Genomic DNA, 17,394 nt, shown 5'->3' on the forward strand with positions numbered 1-17,394 from the left:
CCTTGATCGACTATTGACGCGCCGCCATCCGCTGAAATAACGTCCTGGCACCGCTTAAAACGATTTTTCGCCGGGATGGCGGCATGGAAGACACACCCGTCCTGTCCCTCTTACAGGTGAGCAAGGCGTTCGGTGCGGTCCGCGCCGTACGCGAGGTGTCGCTGGAGTTGCGCGCCGGCGAGGCGCACGCCCTCGCCGGCGAGAACGGCGCGGGCAAGTCCACGCTGGTGAAGATCCTGTCGGGCGTGCACCGCCCCGACTCGGGGCGCATCCTGCTCGACGGGGAGCCGGTGGAGTTCGCCGGCCCCGCCGACGCCCAGCGGGCCGGCGTCGCGGTCATCTACCAGGAGCCGACGCTGTTCCCCGACCTGTCGGTCATGGAGAACATCTTCATGGGCCGCCAGCCGCGCGCCCGCCTCGGGCTCGACCGGCGGGCCATGCGCGCCGCCACCGCCGAGCTGTTCGGCCGGCTCGGCGTGCACCTCGACCCCGACCGGCCGGCCCGCGGCCTGTCCATCGCCGACCAGCAGCTCGTCGAGATCGCCAAGGCCCTGTCCCGGCAGGCCAGGGTGCTGGTCATGGACGAGCCGACCGCCGCGCTGTCCGGCCAGGAGGTCGCCCGTCTGTTCGGCGTGGCGGGGACGCTGCGCGAGCAGGGCGTCGCGCTGCTGTTCATCTCGCACCGGCTGGAGGAGATCTTCGAGCTGTGCCGGCGGGTGACCACGCTCAGGGACGGCGCGCTCGTCGCGACCGACCCGATCAGCGACCTCACCCCCGACGACCTCGTACGCCGTATGGTCGGCCGCGAGCTGGAGTCCCTGTTCCCCAAGCAGGACACCACGGCCGGCGAGGTCGCGCTCAGCGTGCGCCGGCTCACCCGCGAAGGCGTCTTCACCGACGTGTCCTTCGAGGTGCGGCGGGGCGAGATCGTCGCGCTGGCCGGGCTGGTCGGGGCCGGTCGCAGCGAGGTCGCGCGGGCCGTGTTCGGCATCGACCGCTGGGACGCCGGCGCCGTCGAGGTGGACGGCCGGCGGCTGCGCCCGGCCCGCCCCACGGCGGCCATGGCGGCCGGGCTGGCCCTGGTGCCGGAGGACCGCCGCCAGCAGGGCCTGGTCATGGACCTGTCCATCGAGCGCAACATCGGCCTGCCCGGGCTGGCCGCGCTCCGCAAGGGGCCGCTGATCTCGCGCCTCGCCGAACGGGAGCGGGCCAGGGACTGGGCGGTGCGGCTGCGGCTGAAGTTCGCCCGGCTGGGCGACCCGGTGAACGTGCTGTCCGGCGGCAACCAGCAGAAGGTGGTGCTGGCCAAGTGGCTGGCCCGCCGGCCGTCGGTGCTCATCGTGGACGAGCCCACCCGCGGCATCGACGTGGGCACCAAGGCCGAGGTGCACCGGCTGCTGTCGGAGCTGGCCGCGAGCGGGGTGGCGGTGCTGATGATCTCCTCGGAGCTGCCCGAGGTGCTCGGGATGGCCGACCGGGTGCTCGTCATGCACGAGGGGCGGCTGGTCGCCGAGCTGGACCGGGCGGAGGCGTCCGAGGAGAGCGTCATGGCCGCCGCGACCGGAAGGAGCTCCGCGTGACCAGCACGGCGGCCGGGCCCACAAGCCCGCGCCAGGGTGGCGGGCGGCGGCTCGTGGACCGGGTGGCGCGGGTGCGCGAGCTCGGCATCGTGGTCGCGCTCGGCGCGCTGTTCGCCGTCACGGGCGCGGCGAACCCGAGCTTCCTCAGCTACGGCAGCATCCGCGACATCCTGCTCAACTCGGCCATCGTCGCGCTGCTCGCCGTCGGCCAGACGCTCGTCGTCATCACCAGGAACGTGGACCTCTCGGTCAGCTCGGTCGTGGGCCTGTCGGCGTTCGGCGGCGCGCTGGTCCTGGCCGACCACCCCGGCGTGCCGGTCCCGCTGGTCATCGCCGGCTGCGTGGCGCTCGGCGCGGCCTGCGGCGCGGTCAACGGGCTGCTCGTCGGCGCGGCCCGGGTGCCCGCTCTCGTCGCCACCCTCGGCACCCTCTACGCCTTCCGCGGCATCGACTACGCCTGGGCCGGCGGCCGCCAGGTCAACGCCGCCGACATGCCGGAGGGCTTCCTCGCCCTCGGCACCCGCTCGGTCCTGGGCGTCCCGTTGCTCGCGCTGATCGCCCTGGCCGTGCTGCTCGCCGTCGGCTGGATGCTGCGCAACCTGCGCTCCGGCCGCGAGCTGTACGCCATCGGCTCCAGCCCCGAGGCGGCGGTGCTGGCCGGCATCCGGGTACGCCGCCGCGTCCTCACCGCGTTCGTCGCGAACGGCGCCCTCGCCGGGCTGGCCGGCGTGATGTGGGCCGCCCGGTTCGGCACCGTGGACGCCACCGTCGCCACCGGCAAGGAGCTCGACGTCATCGCCGCCGTCGTGGTCGGCGGCGTGGCCATCTTCGGCGGCAGCGGCACCGTCTACGGCGCCGCGCTCGGCGCCGTCCTGCTCGCCTCCATCACCAGCGCGCTCGCCGTGCTCCGGGTGGACGCCCTGGCCCAGACCGCGATCAACGGCGCCCTGCTGCTCGCCGCCATCGTCCTCGACCGCCTGCTCGCGCTGCGCGTGGCCGCCGCCCTGCGCCGCCGGAGGTTCCATGAACACTGACGCGCTGCGCCGCTGGGAGACCTTGATCGCCGTGCTGCTGGCCGGGGTCGCGGTGTGGGCCTCGCTCGGCGTGGACGGCTTCGCCAACGACTCGAACGTCTCGTTCCTGCTGCTCGACACCACCGAGATCGCACTCATGGCGCTGACCATGACGCTGGTGATCGTGGCGGCCGAGATCGACCTGTCCGTGGCCTCCACGCTCGGCCTGTCCTGCGCGGTGCTCGGCGCGCTGTGGAACGCCGGGCTGCCGATCGAGGCCATCATGCCGATCTGCCTGCTGGTGGGCGCGGCGTGCGGGGCGGTCAACGGGCTGCTCGTCACCCGGCTCGGGCTGCCCTCGCTGGCGGTCACGATCGGCACGTTCGCGCTGTTCCGCGGGCTGGCGTACGTGATCCTCGGCGACCAGGCGGTGGCCGACCTGCCGCCCGCCTACACGGGCCTCGCCACCTCCTCGATCGGGCCGGTGCCGCTCGCGACCGTGCTGGTCGCCGTGCTGGCCGTGGTGGCGGCGCTGGTGCTGCACGCGACCGGCCTCGGCCGGTCGATCGTGGCGATCGGCGCGAACGTCGAGGCGGCCTACTTCTCCGGCATCCGGGTCAAGCGCGTCAAGCTCTGGCTGTTCGTGGCCTCCGGGGTCATGGCGTCGCTGGCGTCCCTGATCTACACCTTCCGCTACGCCAGCGCCCGCGCCGACAACGGCATGGGCCTGGAGCTCGCGGTGGTGGCCGCCGTGCTGCTCGGCGGAGTGTCGATCTTCGGCGGGAAGGGCACGCTGCCCGGCGTCCTGATGGCGGTGCTGCTGCTCGGCGTCGTACGCAACGCGCTGATCCTCGCCGACGTGGCCAACGAGGTGCTCAACTTCGTGACGGGCCTGCTGCTCGTCGCCTCCGTGCTGGCGCCGAACCTGGGGGCGGCCCGGCGACGGCGCACACCATCACCAGTGGAAGGGAAGTCCGTGTCATGACAACGCGCGCCCCTTGGCGTCCCGTGGCGCTCCTCGCCGGGCTCGTGCTGCTGACCAGCGCGTGCGGCGGCACCACCAAGAGCGATGTCCAGCAGCAGCAGCAGTCGTCCGCCCCGGCCGGGACGGCGTCGTCCGCCGCGGCCGCCGACCCCAATGCCCCGCTCAAGCAGGGACTGAAGATCGCGTTCCTGCCGAAGCAGGTCAACAACCCGTACTTCACGATCGCCGACAAGGGCGGCGTGGAAGCGGCCGGGGAGTTCGGCGGCGAGGGCAAGGAGGTCGGCCCGTCCGACGCGAGCGCGTCCTCGCAGGTGTCCTACATCAACACGCTGATCCAGCAGAAGCAGGACGCCATCGTGATCTCGGCCAACGACCCGAACGCCGTCGTGCCCGCGCTCAAGCAGGCCAGGGCCGCCGGGATCAAGGTCGTCAGCTACGACTCCGACACCGCGCCCGAGGGCCGCGACATCTTCGTGAACCAGGCGAGCGCCGAGGACCTGGGCCGTACGGAGGTGCAGCTCCTCGCCAAGCAGCTCGGCAACAAGGGCAAGATCGCGATCCTGTCCGCCACGCCGAACGCGACGAACCAGAACACCTGGATCGAGTTCATGAAGGACGAGCTGAGCAAGCCCGAGTACAAGGACATGGAGCTGGTCAAGGTCGCCTACGGCAACGACGACGACCAGAAGTCCTTCACCGAGACGCAGGGCCTGCTGCGCTCGTACCCGGACCTCGCGGGCATCATCTCGCCGACGACCGTGGGCATCGCGGCGGCGGCCAGGTATCTGTCGGACTCGCCGTACAAGGGGAAGGTGAAGCTGACCGGGCTCGGCACGCCGAACCAGCTCCGCAAGTTCGTCAAGGACGGCACGATCGAGGCGTTCGAGCTGTGGAACCCGGCCGACCTCGGCTATCTCGCCTCGTACGCCGCCGCCGCGCTCGCCTCCGGGCAGATCACCGGCGCGGAGGGCGAGACGTTCAAGGCGGGCAAACTCGGCGACTACACCGTCGGGGCCAAGGGCGAGGTGCTGCTCGGCAAGCCGACCGTGTTCGACAAGTCCAACATCGACGACTTCGACTTCTGACCGTCACGGCTGCCGGCTGCGCGGCACGACCAGGCCCGTCTCGTACGCGGCGACGACCGCCTGCGTCCGGTCGCGCAGCCCCAGCTTGTTCAGCACCCGGCTCACGTGCGTCTTGACCGTCTCCTCGGTCACCACGAGCCTGGCGGCGATCTCGGGGTTGGACAGGCCCTCGGCGACCAGCCGCAGGACCTGCGTCTCGCGCGGCGTGAGCGTGCCCAGCGCCGCCACGGGCGCGCCGGGGCGCGGGCCCATGCGGGCGAACTCGCCGATCAGGCGGCGGGTGACGGCCGGGGCCAGCAGCGCCTCGCCGGCCGCGACCACGCGCACCGCGTCGAACAGGCGCTCGGCGGTGACGTCCTTCAGCAGGAAGCCGCTGGCGCCGGCGCGCAGGGCGTCGTAGACGTACTCGTCGAGGTCGAACGTGGTCAGGATGAGCACCCTCGGCCCGCCGGGGCCGGCCAGCTCCCTGGTCGCCTCGATGCCGCCCATTCCGGGCATGCGTACGTCCATGAGCACGACGTCCGGCTGCACCTCGCGGCAGATCCGCACCGCCTCCAGCCCGTCGGCGGCCCGGCCGACCACCTCGAAGTCGGGCTGGGTGTCCAGCAGCTCGCCGAACCCCGTCCGTACGACCAGGTGGTCGTCGGCGATGACGACCCTGATCGGCCCGCTCACGCCGCGCTCTCCCTGCCCGGCAGGACGGCCTGCACGAGGAAGCCGCCGCCGGGCGCGGGGCCGGTGACCAGCTCGCCGCCCACGGCGGCGGCCCGCTCCCGCATGCCGGCCAGCCCGTGGCCGCCCTTCCCGTCGAGCGGCCCAGGGCCGTTGTCCCTGATCGACAGCCGCAGGCCGGCGCCGGTGTAGTGCAGCTCCACGTCCACGGCCGCGCCGGGCGCGTGCCGCCGCGCGTTGGTCAGCGCCTCCTGCACGATCCGGTACGCCGCCAGCTCCACCCCCGGGTCCAGCTCGGCCGGCGCACCACGGAGGATGAGCCGGGTGGCCACGCCCGACGCCTCACGGGACCCGTCGAGCAGCTCGTTCAGCTCGTGCAGGCGCAGGCCGGGCTGGGGGCGCCAGGACGCCTCGGTGCCGTCGTCCTCGCGCAGCACGCCGAGCAGCCGGCGCATCTCGGTGAGCGCCTGCCTGGCGGTGTCGCCGATGGCCAGCAGCCGCTCGGCGCCCGCCTGCGGCATCCCGGGGACGGCCAGCCTCGCGGTCTCGGCCTGGACGGCGACCAGGGAGATGTGGTGGGCGACGACGTCGTGCAGCTCGCGCGCGATGCGTGCCCGCTCGCCGCGGGCGGTGTGTTCCAGCAGGTCGCCGGCCGCCTGCCGCCTGGCGGCGGTGTGCGCGCCCGCCGTGGCGCGGGCCGCCCGCGCGATGCCGCCGAGCGCGGCGGCCGGGGCCAGGCAGGCCAGCGGCAGGACCAGCTCCCCCACCGGGAGTCCGGCCGCCGGAATCCCCACAGCCGCCAGCAGCGCCAGCGCCGGGAAGGCGGCCGCGAGCGCGAGCGCGGCGGCGGGCCGCCCGTGCCGCCCCGCCCGGTAGAGGGCGATCACCTGGGCCGCCGCCCCGGCCGCCGTCAGCGTGTGGAACGCCTCCACCGACAGCACGCCCGCCACGCCGCCCACGGCCGCCGCGATCACCGGCTGCCCCGCGAGGAGCGGGAGCGGCAGGGTGGTGGCGAGCGCGAGCAACGGCAGAACCAGCAGCTGAAGCCGCCCATCGCCCGGAAGCCCCCGGTACGGCACCGGACCCCCGGCCGGGTGCTCCGAAGGCGATACCGGGACGCTGACCGACACGCCGCCGAAGATCGGCTGGCCGGCGAGCACTTCCACCACCGCGACCAGGGCCAGCAGGAGCCCGAGCACGACCAGCACACGGCGGCGGCCCGCGCCGCCGTCCACCGGCCGCGCCCCCCACAGAACGCCCAAACCCTGCACGATCGCCACGAAACCCATTGTCACCGCCGCACCGTACCCCCGCATCCCTCACACGAGGGACCTCATGTAGCCCCCGAAGATCGCTCACGTGCGTGACGACCGCGCCCCGGCCCGCTGCCTAGCTTCGTAACCGTGGAAGCAACCATCGAAGTCTCCGGCCTGCGCAAGCGGTACGGCTCGAAACAGGCCCTGGACGGCATGACCTTCACCGTCCGCCCCGGCCACGTCACGGGCTTCGTCGGCCCGAACGGCGCGGGCAAGTCCACCACCATGCGCGTGGTGCTCGGCCTGGACGCCCCCGACGAGGGCCACGCCCTGGTGGGCGGGCGCCCGTACACGAGCCTGCGCACCCCGCTCCGGCACGTCGGCGCGCTGCTGGACGCCGCCGCGCTCCAGCCGGGCCGCACCGGCCGCCACCACCTCCTCTGGCTCGCCCACTCCCAGGGCCTCGGCGCCGGCCGGGTCGACGAGGTGCTGGAGCTGGCCGGGCTCGGCACGGCGGCCCGCCGCCGGGCGGGCGGCTACTCGCTCGGCATGCGCCAGCGGCTCGGCATCGCCGCCGCCATGCTCGGCGACCCGCCGGTGCTGCTGCTGGACGAGCCGTTCAACGGCCTCGACCCCGAGGGCATCGTGTGGATGCGCGGCCTGCTCCGCGCGCTCGCCGCCGAGGGGCGGGCGGTGCTGGTCTCCAGCCACCTGATGAGCGAGCTGGAGGACACCGCCGGGCACCTCGTGGTGGCGGGACGGGGGCAGGTGGTGGCGGACACGAGCGTGGCCGACCTCATCGCCCGCGCCTCCGGCGGACGGGTGCGCCTGCGCACGACCGCCCGCGAGGCGGCCATGCGGGCCCTCGCCGAGGCCGGGGCCACGGTGACCGTCCAGGACCGGGAGACGCTCACCGTGGACGGGCTGGCCGCCGAGCAGGTCGTACAGCTGCTGGCGGCGCGCGAGGTGCCGTTCGCGGAGGTGGCCGCGCACCGGGCCACGCTGGAGGCGGCGTACCTGGACCTGACCAGGGACGCCGTCGAGTACCGAGGGGCGGCCCGATGACCGCGACCGCCCCCTACCGCTCGCCGCTCGGCACGGCCGGGCGCGACGGGTTCGCGCGGCTCCTCCACGCCGAGTGGACCAAGTTCCGCACCGCCCCCGGCGGGCCCGCGGGGCTGGTGCTCGCGGCGCTGCTCGTCGTCGGGCTCGGCCTGCTGTCGGCGGCCGGCAGCCACGTCTCCTGCTCGAAGGGGCCGGTCGAGGTGCCCTGCCCGGTCCCGCCGCGCGGCCCCGGCGGCGAGGCCGTCGAGGACAAGTTCTTCTTCGCCCACCAGCCGCTGCGCGGCGACGGCTCGATCACCGTGCGGGTGAGCGCCATGTCGGGCCGGATCCGCCTCCCCGACGCCGTCCCCGGCGTACGCAACGTCGCCGCCGGCATGACCCCGTGGGCCAAGGCTGGCCTCATGATCAAGGCGAGCACCCGGCAGGGCGCCTCCTACGCCGCCGTCATGGTCACCGCCGAGCACGGCGTGCGCATGCAGCACGACTTCACCGAGGACGTCGCCGGGCTGCCGGGCAAGGTCACCCCGTCCACCCCCCGCTGGCTGCGCCTGACGCGGGCGGGCGACACCGTGACCGGCGAGGAGTCGGCCGACGGCGTCCGATGGACGAAGGTCGCCGCCGTCCGCCTGCCGGGGCTGCCGGCGCAGGCCCGCATCGGCCTGTTCGCCGCCTCACCCGGCGACGTACGGGTCAGCGGCAACGCCGTCGGCGGGTCCACCGTCACCTCCCGCTTCGCCGAGGTCACCGCCGTCATGGACCGGCTCGACGTACGCGGCGCGGGCACCGGCGGGGCGTTCGCCCGTGACGACGTCGGCGTCACCTACGAGCTCGACGGCTCGCCGCACCATCCGGGCGGGTTCCGGGAGTCCGGCGGCACGTACACGATCACCGGCGTGGGCGACATCGCCCCCCTGACCGACGGGAGCACCGTCGAGAACACCCTGGCGGGCGCGATGTTCGCGCTGGTCGCCGTGATCGTCGTGGGCGTGCTGTCCGTGACCGGCGAGTACCGGCGCGGGCTCATCCGCACGACGCTGCTGGCGAGCCCGCGGCGCGGCCGGGTGCTCGTGGCCAAGGCCGTGGTGGTCCTGGCGGCGACCTTCGCCGGGTCGCTCGCCGCCACCGCGGTCACGCTGCCGCTCGCCCGGCACGTCCTCGCGGGCAACGGCGTCCACCTCCTGCCGGTGTCCGCGCTGACCGAGCTGCGGGTGGTCGCGGGCGTGGCGGGCGTGCTGGCGGTGAGCGCCGTGCTCGCCCTCGCGTTCGGCGCGCTGCTGCGGCGCGGCGCGGCGGCGGTCATCGCGGCCGTCGCGGCGGTCCTGGTGCCGTACGTGCTCGCGACGACGTCCGTGCTGCCCGAGCCGGTCGCGGACTGGCTGCTGCGGGTGACGCCCGCGGCGGGCTTCGCCGTCCAGCAGAGCATCCCCGAGTACCCGCAGGTGTTCGGTTATCACGCGCCCGCGGGCGGCTTCTACCCGCTGCCGCCCTGGGCCGGGTTCGCCGTGCTGTGCGGGTACGCCGCCCTCGTCCTCACCCTCGCCGTACGCCGCCTGAACAGGGAGGACGCGTGAGACGGGCGACGCTCGCGGAGTGGACGAAGCTCCGCACCGTGCCGGGCCCCGCCGGGCTGCTGACGGGGACGGTCGTGCTGACCGTCGCCCTGGGCGCGCTGACGGCCACGGTCGTCCGCTGCGAAGCGGCCGGCTGCGGCCACGACGCCACCCGGCTGGCCCTGACCGGGGTGCAGCTCGGCCAGGCCCTGGTCGCCCTGCTGGCCGTGCTGGCGGTCTGCGGCGAGTACGGCAGCGGCATGATCCGCACCAGTCTGGCCGCGGTGCCGCGCAGGGGCGTGCTGCTGGCCGCCAAGGCCGCCGTCGTCACCGGCCCGGCGCTGGCCGCGGGAGCCGTCGCGGTGCTCGGGTCGGTGCTGGCCGGGCGGCTGCTCCTGCCGGGCAGCGGCTTCACCCCGGAGCACGGCTATCCGCCGCTGTCGCTGCTCGACGGCCCCACCCTGCGCGCCGCCGCCGGGTCGGTGCTCTACCTGGGCCTGGTCGCGCTGCTCGGCGTCGGGATAGCGGTCGCCGTGCGCGACCCGGCCGTCGCCGCCGGGGTCGTGCTCGGGCTGCTCTACCTGTTCCCGCTGGCGGTGCGCCTGGTCGCCGACGAGGACGTCCAGCGGCTGCTCTGGACGGTGTCCCCGATGAACGCGGGCCTCGCCGTCCAGGCCACCACGGACGCCGCCGCGCTCCCGCTCACCCCGTGGGCCGGTCTCGGCGTCCTCGCCGCCTGGGCCGCCGCCGCCCTCGCCCTGGGCGCCCTGGTGCTGCGCCGCCGCGACGCCTGACGCGGGCCTCAGTCGGCGGCCGACTCCACGCGGGCGGTCAGCTTGCGGTGCTCGGCGGAGCGCAGCACGTCGTTCGCGCGGCTCACGGAGGCCGTCGGCGCCTCGGTCAGGTAGCCCTTGGCCTGCTTGAGCTTGAGCAGCCGGGTGACCGACTGGTCGAGGCGCCGCTCGCTGATGCGGCCCGACTTCACCGCCGCCAGCACCGCGTCGTAGGCCTTCGGCAGGTCGTTGGGCATGAGCAGCAGGTCGGCCCCGGCCAGGACGGCGCGCACCGCGATCTCGCCGTCGTTGTACTTCTGGCGCACCCCCGCCATGTTGAGCGCGTCGGTGGAGATCACGCCGTCGTAGCCGAGCTTCTGCCGCAGCAGCCCGGTCAGGATCGGCTTGGACAGCGTCGCCGGATCGCCCGACGGGTCGAGCTTGGGGAAGACGATGTGGGCGCTCATGACGGCGTCCACCCCGGCCCCGATCGCGGCCTTGAACGGCGGCGCGTCGATGCGCTCCCACTCGGCCTTGGTGTGCTTGATCACCGGCAGCCCGGTGTGGCTGTCCGTGGAGGTGTCGCCGTGACCGGGGAAGTGCTTGGCGGTGGCCGCCACGTCCGCGTCGGCGAAGCCCTTCACCGACGCGGCCACCATCTTCGCCACCCGCTGCGGGTCCTTGCCGAACGCCCGCGACCCGATGACCGGGTTGCGCGGATCGATGTTGACGTCGGCCACCGGCGCGAAGTCGAGGTTGACGCCGAGCGCCCGCAGCTCCGCGCCGGTCGCCGCGGCGACCTTGCGCGCCAGCGCCGGGTCGCCGGTCGCGCCGATCACGGACGCTCCGGGGAAGTCGGTCATGAGCGCCGACATGCGCGAGACCAGGCCGTTCTCCTGGTCGGTGCCGATGAGCAGCGGGACGTCCTTCGCGGCCCGCTGCAGGCCGTTGGTCAGGCCGACGACCTGGGAGACGCCCTTGACGTTGTGCGGGAACAGGATCACGCCGCCCAGGTGGTAGCGGGCGATCACCTTGGCCGGGGTCGCGGCGCCGTAGCGGGCCTGGTTCTCGCCGGAGGAGGAGGTGGCCGTGGTGCCGTAGAGGACCGGCATGAAGAGCTGGCCGACCTTCTCCTCGACGCTGAGCCGGGCGAGGGCCCGCGCGACGGGGTCGGACTGCGACGCCGACGGGCTCGGGCTCGCGGTCGGGGCGGGCGGGGCGGCCTTGCCCCCCGTCGGGGTCGCTCCCGCTGTGCCGCCGCCGCCGGCGCACGCGGTGAGGGCGATCACGAGCAGGCTCGTCGTACCGAGTCGTCGTCGCAGCATGACTCCAAAGGTATCCAGAATCTAGACACCGAGACGCCCGAGCGCGGGCAGGTACGCCCGGGCCGCGGCCCGCGCCTCCACCGCCGTGACCGCGTCCCGCGCGGCGTCGGCGGCCAGCCGGCACTCGTCGAAGGTGTGCGCGGCCAGCGCGGCCCGTACGGCGGGCAGCGCCCCTGCCCCCATCGACAGCGTGGTGGCGCCGAGCCCGACGAGCACGCAGGCCATGGCGGGATCGGCGGCCGACTCGCCGCAGATGCCGCACGCCTTGCCCGCCTCCCGTGCGGCCGTCGCGGTCAGCGCGACCAGGTCGAGCAGCGCGGGCTGCCACGGGTCCTGCAGCGCGCTCACCGCGCCGAGCTGGCGGTCGGCGGCGAAGGTGTACTGGGACAGGTCGTTGGTGCCGATCGAGACGAAGTCCACCGCGCTCAGCAGGTCGCCGGCGCGCAGCGCGGCCGACGGGACCTCGATCATCACGCCGGCCTGCGCGATCCCGCGCGAGCGGCACGCGCGCGCGAACCACTCGGCCTCCTCGGCGGTGGCCACCATCGGCGCCATCACCATGAGGTCGCCGACCGCGGCGAGCGCGTCGAGCTGCGCCTCCATCACCTGCGGGAAGCGGCGGAACACGCGCACCCCGCGCTCGCCCAGCGCCGGATTCGGCTCGGGCGGGACCGGCAGGAACGCCAGCGCCTTGTCCGCGCCCGCGTCGAGGGTGCGCACGATCACCTTGCCGCCGGGGAACGCCCGCGCCGCCTCCCGGTAGGCCGGCACCTGCTCCTCGACCTCGGGCGGCTCGGTACGGTTCAGGAACAAAAACTCGGTGCGGTAGAGCCCGACGCCCTCGGCGCCCGCGGCGACGGCGGCGTCCAGCTCGGCGGGGCCGCCGATGTTGGCCAGCAGCGGCACCGGGTGGCCGTCGGAGGTCCGGCCCGGCCCCTCGGCCTGCGCGTACGCGGCCCGGCGCACGGCGTTCGCGCTGACCGCCTCGGCGACGTCGGCCTCGCCCGGCTCGACGCGTACCTCGCCCGAGGTGCCGTCGGCCAGCACGCGCGCCCCCGGCCTGATGGCGGTCGCGCCGGGGCAGGCGACGACGGCGGGCACGCCGAGCGCCCTCGCCAGGATCGCCGTGTGGCTGGTGGGGCCGCCCTCCTCGGTGACGAAGGCGGCCACGTGCTCGCGCACCAGCAGCGCGGTGTCGGCCGGCGCGAGATCGCGGGCGACCAGCACGTACGGCTCCGCCGGCGCGCCGTGGAGCCCCGGCATCGCGATGCCGTAGAGCACCGCGACCACCCGGTCCCTGACGTCGTCGAGGTCGGCGGCCCGCTCGCCGAGGTAGCCGCCGGACCCGGCGAGCACCTCCCGGTAGCGGGCGAACGCCTCGTAGACGGCTCTCGGGGCGGCCAGGCCGCGATCGATCAGCGAGCGCACCCGCACGACCAGGCCGGGGTCCTCGGTCATCAGCGCCTGGGCCTTGAGTATCTCCTCGGCCTCGCCGCCCGCCCGGTGGCCGCGCGCCTCCAGCTCGCCCGCGACCTGCGTGAGCGCGACGATCGCGCGCTCCTTCTCCTGCTCCGCCTCGCCTGTGTACGTTGCGCCCTCGGGGGGTTCGGGCACCGAGACGGAGAGCACATAAGCGGGGCCGTGCCCGAGGCCCGGGCTGACCCCTACCCCCCGCAGGTTCATGGCGTGCCGGCGATCTCGGCCAGCTCGTCGAGGACGTCTTCCGAGCCCTCGCCCTCCGCGCTGATCACCACGGTCTCGCCCTGGCGGACGTCCAGCGCCATGATGGCGAGGATGCTCTTGCCGCTGACCGGGGCCTTGGCACTGTTCATCTTCGCCACCGTGATGTCCATGGGGGCCTTCATGGCCCTCTGGACGAACGTCGCCGCGGGACGGGCGTGCAACCCCACCTCCGCCGCCACGGTGACCTTGCGCTCACCCATCGACTCCTCCTTCTGCCGGTCCGGACCAGTGGCCGGACGCGCGTGCGATGAACCCGCCGATCGGGGGGCAAAATCGGCGGCGTGCCTATTGTGTCGCTTTCCCGGCAGCCGCGGTCCCAAAGGTCAATCCCATCGGAAGAGCTCATCCCCCACATGCACTGCCCCCTCGGCGACACCCGTCACCGCCCCGTTCGTGGCGTCCAGCGCCACCACCGGGCAGACCGGCGAGCGGCCGCCCGCCTCGACGGCCGCCGGGTCCCACGCGACGACCGGCTGCCCGGCGCTCACCCGGTCGCCCTCCGCGGCCAGCAGCCGGAAGCCCCGGCCCTTGAGCTGGACCGTGTCGATGCCCAGGTGCACCAGCACGCCCTTGCCGTCGTCCCCCACAATGACGTACGCGTGCGGATGCAGTTTCATGATTTTTCCCGCTATGGGGGCCACGGCTTTGCCTGGCCCCCGCAACGGGTCGATGGCCGTTCCCGGACCGACCAGGCCCGCGGAGAACACCGGGTCGGGCACGGCTGCCAGCCCCACGGCCGCCCCCTCGACCGGGGCGAGAACAGTCGTCATGGTCCTCGCCCTTAGCCGATGATGTCCTCGATGTCGCTGGCCATGGTGTCCGCCTCCGGCCCGACGACGACCTGGACCACGTTGCCCGCGGTCATGACGCCGTGCGCGCCCGCCGCCCGCAGCGCGGCCTGGTCGACCTTGGTCGCGTCGCGCACCTCTGTCCGCAACCGGGTGATGCAGGGCTCGATCTCGATGATGTTGTCGGCCCCGCCGAGCCCGGCGATGATCGCGTTCACATCCGCCGCCATCCGGCCTCCCTAGCTCTCGCCGACCAGGCTAGATCAGTCCGTCTGGGTGACCTTGTTCAGACCGCGCGGCGCGTCGGGGTCGACGCCGAGCCGCCGGGCCAGCGCCTCGGTGAGCAGCTGCCCCGGCACGATGAGGCCCATCGGGGCCACCCACTCGGGCAGGTCGGGACCGTTGAGCGCGGCCGTGCCGGCCCGCGCCAGCCCCTCGCCGCCACCGATCGTGTACGCCGCCGCCCCCGCGGCCACCACCCGCTCGGCCAGCGCCACCGTGCCGGGCAGCGTCGGGCTGTTCTCGGCGGCGACCAGCAGCGCCGGGGTGTCGGCGTCGACCACGGCGATGGGGCCGTGCAGCAGGTCGGCGTAGGACAGGCCCATGGCGTGCAGGTAGCAGGCCTCCTTGAGCTTGAGCGCGGTCTCCAGCGCGGTCGAGAACGCCAGGCCGCGGCCGGAGACGACCACGCCCGGCTTGTCCAGCAGCCCTTCGACCACGGCGTCCAGGTCGCCGGGCTCGTCGAGCAGCTTCTCCACCGCGTCGGGAACCCGCCGCAGGTCGTCCTGGTCCACGTCCGCGCCGAGGCCGAGGGCCAGCACGGCGAGCGCGGCGAGCTGCGTCGTGTACGTCTTGGTCGCGGGGACCGCCTTCTCCTCCCCCGCCTCGGTGCACAGCGCCACGTCGGCGGCCTGCGCGAGCGGGCTGTCCGCGCCGCCGTTGGTGACGCCGACGGTCGCCGCCCCGCAGTCCTTGGCCCAGGCCAGCGTCTCCACGATCTCCTCGGTGCGCCCGGACTGGGAGATGGCCACGGCCAGCACGCCGTCGAGGTCGAGCTTGCGCTTGTAGGTGGTGGCGATCGACGGCGCGGCCAGGGCGGAGAGCCGCCCGGCGTGCGCTTCGACCAGGTAGCGGCCGTAAACTGCAGCGTTGTCGGAGGTGCCTCGCGCGATGAACAGCAGCTGGCGGGTGCGTTCGCCCACCGCTCTCACCTCGCCGATCCTGGGGAGCAGGGAGTCCAGTGTGGCCCGCAGCGCGGCCGGCTGCTCGGCGATCTCGCTGCGCATCTTCGTGGTCATCGGTGGGCTCATCCTTCAACTCGTCCGGGATCGGGCTTGACCGCCTTTTGCGACCTGTGGTCTAGTCCGGACTAGACCAGTACGAACCATAGCCCATCACAAGGAACGGAACGAGGGGAGGATCCCGTGGCCCACATCGACCCGGACAGCCCGGTGCCCAAATACTTCCAGCTCCGCGAGATCCTGCTGGACCTCATCGACAGCAACGAGCTCAGCATCGGCGCGGCCATCCCGTCCGAGCGCGAGCTGTGCCAGCGTTTCGGCCTGTCCAGGATGACCGTCCGGCAGGCCGTCGACCACCTCGTCTCGGAGGGCCGGCTGCACCGGGTGCCGGGCAAGGGCACGTTCGTGGCCCGGCCGAAGATCGAGCTGGCGCTGCAGCTCACCTCGTTCAGCGACGACATGAGGGCCCGCGGCATGGTGCCCGGCTCGCGCGACCTCGACCGGCGCGTGGTGCGCGCCAGCGCCCACCTGGCCAAGGAGCTCGGCATCCAGCCGGGCGAGGAGGTGCACTTCATCGAGCGCCTGCGCACCGCCGACGGCGAGCCGCTGTCCATCGAGCGGGCGCACATCCCGGTCAAGCTCGCCCCCGGCCTGGCCGAGCACGACTTGTCGGACAAGTCGCTCTACGAGCTGCTGGAGAACCGCTACGGTCTCGTCATGGACGCCGGCGAGCTCACCATCGACGGCGGCATCGCCGACCCGAGCGACGCCGACCTGCTGAAGCTGCCGCGCGGCGGGGCCGTGCTGCTGCTCCAGCGCCGGTCGTTCTCCGGTGGCGTCTGCGCGGAGCTGGGCGTGTCCACCTACCGCGCCGACCGCTACCAGCTCCGCACCATGCTCGAGATGCCCGTACGACGGGGCTGAAGGCCCCAGAGCTCCCCAGGCTGCCGGAAGCCCGGTGCTCCCACCCCCGGAGGAACGCCCGGTGAACGAGACCGCCGCCGCCCGGCCCTCGCCGTTCGCGCGCGTCATGTCCGTGCTGCAGCGGATGGGCCGCTCGCTGATGCTGCCCATCGCCGCCCTGCCCGCCGCCGCCCTGCTGCTGCGCTTCGGCCAGCCCGACATGCTGGGCTCGAACGGCGCCGAGCCGGGCGGCCTGGCCGACGTCGCCGGCCTGTCCTGGATGGGCGCGGTCGCCGAGGTGCTGGCGGCGGCCGGCGGCGCGCTGTTCGAGAACCTGCCGCTGCTGTTCGCCGTGGGTGTCGCGATCGGCTTCGCGCGCAAGTCCGACGGCTCCACCGCGCTCGCCGCCGTGGTCGGCTACCTGGTCTTCGACCGGGTCACCAAGGTCATGTTCTTCGGCTCCGACATCAGGGACACCGTCTCGATCAAGGAGCTCCAGGCGCAGGGCGGCGTACGGGAGATCATCAACTACGGCATGCAGAACCCCACCCGGGTGCTCGGCGGCGTCGTGATCGGCCTGGTCGCGGCGCTGCTCTGGCAGCGCTTCCACCGGATCAAGCTGCCCACCTGGCTGGCGTTCTTCGGCGGGCGGCGCTTCGTCCCGATCATCACCTCCATCGTGGCGCTGCTCATCGGCGTGCTCTTCGGCTGGCTGTGGCCGGTCATCGGCGAGTGGTTCCGGCACGCCGGCGAGGCCCTGACCGCGCTCGGCCCGGTCGGCACCGGCATCTACGGCGTCGTCAACCGCCTGCTCATCCCCCTCGGCCTGCACCACTTCGTCAACTCCGTGGTCTGGTACGTCGTCCCGCAGTGCGAGGTCAACGGCCATGTCCTGGTCGGCGACTGGAACTGCTACTTCGGCGGCGCCCCGCAGTCCGGGCAGTTCATGGCGGGCTTCTTCCCGGTCATGATGTTCGCGCTGCCCGCCGCCGCGCTCGCCATGTGGCGGGCCGCCCCCAAGCACCGGCGGGCCACGGTGGGCGGCATCATGCTGTCGGCGGCGCTGGCGTCGTTCGTCACCGGCATCACCGAGCCGATCGAGTTCGCCTTCATCTTCGTGGCGCCGCTCCTGCTCGTGGTGCACGCACTGCTGACCGGCCTGGCGATGGCGCTGACCACGCTCATCGGCGGGCAGCTCGGCTTCGGCTTCTCCGCCGGCCTGCTCGACATGCTGCTCAACGCCAGCAAGTCCAACACCCAGAACGTGCCCGGCATCCTCCTGCTGGGCGTGGTCTACGGCGTGGTCTACTACGCCGTGTTCACGTTCCTGATCCGCAGGCTCGACATCATGACCCCGGGCCGCGAGCCCGAGCCGGACGTCGATTCGGGCGAGACCTGAAACGCGGTCAGGGCCC

At 73.8% G+C, this 17,394-nt stretch carries 17 protein-coding genes; 9 read left to right on the plus strand and 8 right to left on the minus strand.

The genetic code is table 11. The annotated features are described in order from the left end of the window. Window positions 1–83: 83 nt before the first annotated feature. The 4 genes from SMD20_RS23665 to rhaS are packed head-to-tail and all read left to right on the plus strand — an operon-like array spanning window position 84 to window position 4,663. Complete coding sequence (locus tag SMD20_RS23665; RefSeq protein WP_329584621.1) at window positions 84–1,580, plus strand: sugar ABC transporter ATP-binding protein; 1,497 nt, start codon at window positions 84–86, stop codon at window positions 1,578–1,580. Then, window positions 1,577–2,614 carry an ABC transporter permease gene (locus tag SMD20_RS23670; RefSeq protein WP_329584624.1) on the plus strand — a complete coding sequence of 346 codons (1,038 nt, stop codon included), beginning with the start codon at window positions 1,577–1,579 and terminating at the stop codon, window positions 2,612–2,614. Before SMD20_RS23665 ends, SMD20_RS23670 begins: the two co-directional genes overlap by 4 nt. Then, entirely contained in the window at window positions 2,604–3,578 is a 975-nt protein-coding gene (locus tag SMD20_RS23675) for an ABC transporter permease (RefSeq protein ID WP_329584626.1), read from the plus strand. The genes SMD20_RS23670 and SMD20_RS23675 overlap by 11 nt, the downstream gene beginning before the upstream one ends. Further along, complete coding sequence (rhaS, locus tag SMD20_RS23680) at window positions 3,575–4,663, plus strand: rhamnose ABC transporter substrate-binding protein (RefSeq protein ID WP_329584628.1); 1,089 nt, start codon at window positions 3,575–3,577, stop codon at window positions 4,661–4,663. Before SMD20_RS23675 ends, rhaS begins: the two co-directional genes overlap by 4 nt. Window positions 4,664–4,666: 3 nt before the next feature. On the opposite strand, the gene SMD20_RS23685 is transcribed toward rhaS, so the two are convergent. Next, window positions 4,667–5,338 (minus strand): response regulator transcription factor, encoded by a 672-nt coding sequence (locus tag SMD20_RS23685; RefSeq protein ID WP_329584631.1) that lies wholly within the window; start codon window positions 5,336–5,338, stop codon window positions 4,667–4,669. Then, complete coding sequence (locus SMD20_RS23690; protein ID WP_329592645.1) at window positions 5,335–6,624, minus strand: sensor histidine kinase; 1,290 nt, start codon at window positions 6,622–6,624, stop codon at window positions 5,335–5,337. The genes SMD20_RS23685 and SMD20_RS23690 overlap by 4 nt, the downstream gene beginning before the upstream one ends. Window positions 6,625–6,738: 114 nt before the next feature. Here SMD20_RS23690 and SMD20_RS23695 point away from each other — a divergent pair, with 114 nt between their 5' ends. From SMD20_RS23695 to SMD20_RS23705, 3 genes are read left to right on the plus strand one after another with little or no spacing between them, the layout of a single operon-like run. Next, window positions 6,739–7,656 (plus strand): ATP-binding cassette domain-containing protein, encoded by a 918-nt coding sequence (locus tag SMD20_RS23695; RefSeq protein ID WP_329584633.1) that lies wholly within the window; start codon window positions 6,739–6,741, stop codon window positions 7,654–7,656. Beyond that, window positions 7,653–9,227: an ABC transporter permease subunit gene (locus SMD20_RS23700; protein ID WP_329584635.1), complete on the plus strand. Its 1,575-nt coding sequence runs from the start codon at window positions 7,653–7,655 to the stop codon at window positions 9,225–9,227. The genes SMD20_RS23695 and SMD20_RS23700 overlap by 4 nt, the downstream gene beginning before the upstream one ends. Further along, on the plus strand, window positions 9,224–10,000 hold the full coding sequence (locus tag SMD20_RS23705; RefSeq protein ID WP_329584637.1) for an ABC transporter permease subunit: 777 nt from the start codon (window positions 9,224–9,226) through the stop codon (window positions 9,998–10,000). Before SMD20_RS23700 ends, SMD20_RS23705 begins: the two co-directional genes overlap by 4 nt. Window positions 10,001–10,008: 8 nt before the next feature. Here the strand turns inward: SMD20_RS23705 and nagZ are convergent, their stop codons facing one another. From nagZ to SMD20_RS23735, 6 genes are all read right to left on the minus strand, one after another. Beyond that, window positions 10,009–11,304 (minus strand): beta-N-acetylhexosaminidase, encoded by a 1,296-nt coding sequence (gene nagZ / locus SMD20_RS23710; RefSeq protein WP_329584639.1) that lies wholly within the window; start codon window positions 11,302–11,304, stop codon window positions 10,009–10,011. A gap of 21 nt (window positions 11,305–11,325) precedes the next feature. Further along, window positions 11,326–12,987 (minus strand): phosphoenolpyruvate--protein phosphotransferase, encoded by a 1,662-nt coding sequence (ptsP, locus tag SMD20_RS23715; protein WP_329584640.1) that lies wholly within the window; start codon window positions 12,985–12,987, stop codon window positions 11,326–11,328. After that, the gene (locus tag SMD20_RS23720; protein WP_329584642.1) at window positions 12,984–13,247 is read right to left on the minus strand and encodes an HPr family phosphocarrier protein; all 264 of its coding nucleotides are present in this window, start codon (window positions 13,245–13,247) and stop codon (window positions 12,984–12,986) included. The genes ptsP and SMD20_RS23720 overlap by 4 nt, the downstream gene beginning before the upstream one ends. A 123-nt stretch (window positions 13,248–13,370) precedes the next feature. Continuing rightward, complete coding sequence (locus tag SMD20_RS23725) at window positions 13,371–13,817, minus strand: PTS sugar transporter subunit IIA (RefSeq protein ID WP_329584643.1); 447 nt, start codon at window positions 13,815–13,817, stop codon at window positions 13,371–13,373. An 11-nt stretch (window positions 13,818–13,828) separates the two neighbouring features. Next, window positions 13,829–14,065, minus strand: coding sequence for a PTS glucose/sucrose transporter subunit IIB (locus SMD20_RS23730; RefSeq protein ID WP_329584645.1), 237 nt, complete (start codon window positions 14,063–14,065; stop codon window positions 13,829–13,831). Between the two features lie 33 nt (window positions 14,066–14,098). Further along, window positions 14,099–15,133, minus strand: a complete 1,035-nt coding sequence (locus SMD20_RS23735) for an SIS domain-containing protein (protein ID WP_329584646.1) — start codon at window positions 15,131–15,133, stop codon at window positions 14,099–14,101. Window positions 15,134–15,259: 126 nt separating this feature from the next. Between SMD20_RS23735 and SMD20_RS23740 the strand changes: the two genes are divergently transcribed. Further along, complete coding sequence (locus SMD20_RS23740) at window positions 15,260–16,000, plus strand: GntR family transcriptional regulator (RefSeq protein ID WP_329584647.1); 741 nt, start codon at window positions 15,260–15,262, stop codon at window positions 15,998–16,000. A gap of 61 nt (window positions 16,001–16,061) precedes the next feature. After that, window positions 16,062–17,378 carry a PTS transporter subunit EIIC gene (locus SMD20_RS23745; protein WP_329584649.1) on the plus strand — a complete coding sequence of 439 codons (1,317 nt, stop codon included), beginning with the start codon at window positions 16,062–16,064 and terminating at the stop codon, window positions 17,376–17,378. Window positions 17,379–17,394: the final 16 nt, after the last annotated feature.

The sequence above is a fragment of the Nonomuraea sp. LP-02 genome (assembly GCF_036289125.1).
In the GTDB taxonomy this organism is placed as follows: domain Bacteria; phylum Actinomycetota; class Actinomycetes; order Streptosporangiales; family Streptosporangiaceae; genus Nonomuraea; species Nonomuraea bangladeshensis.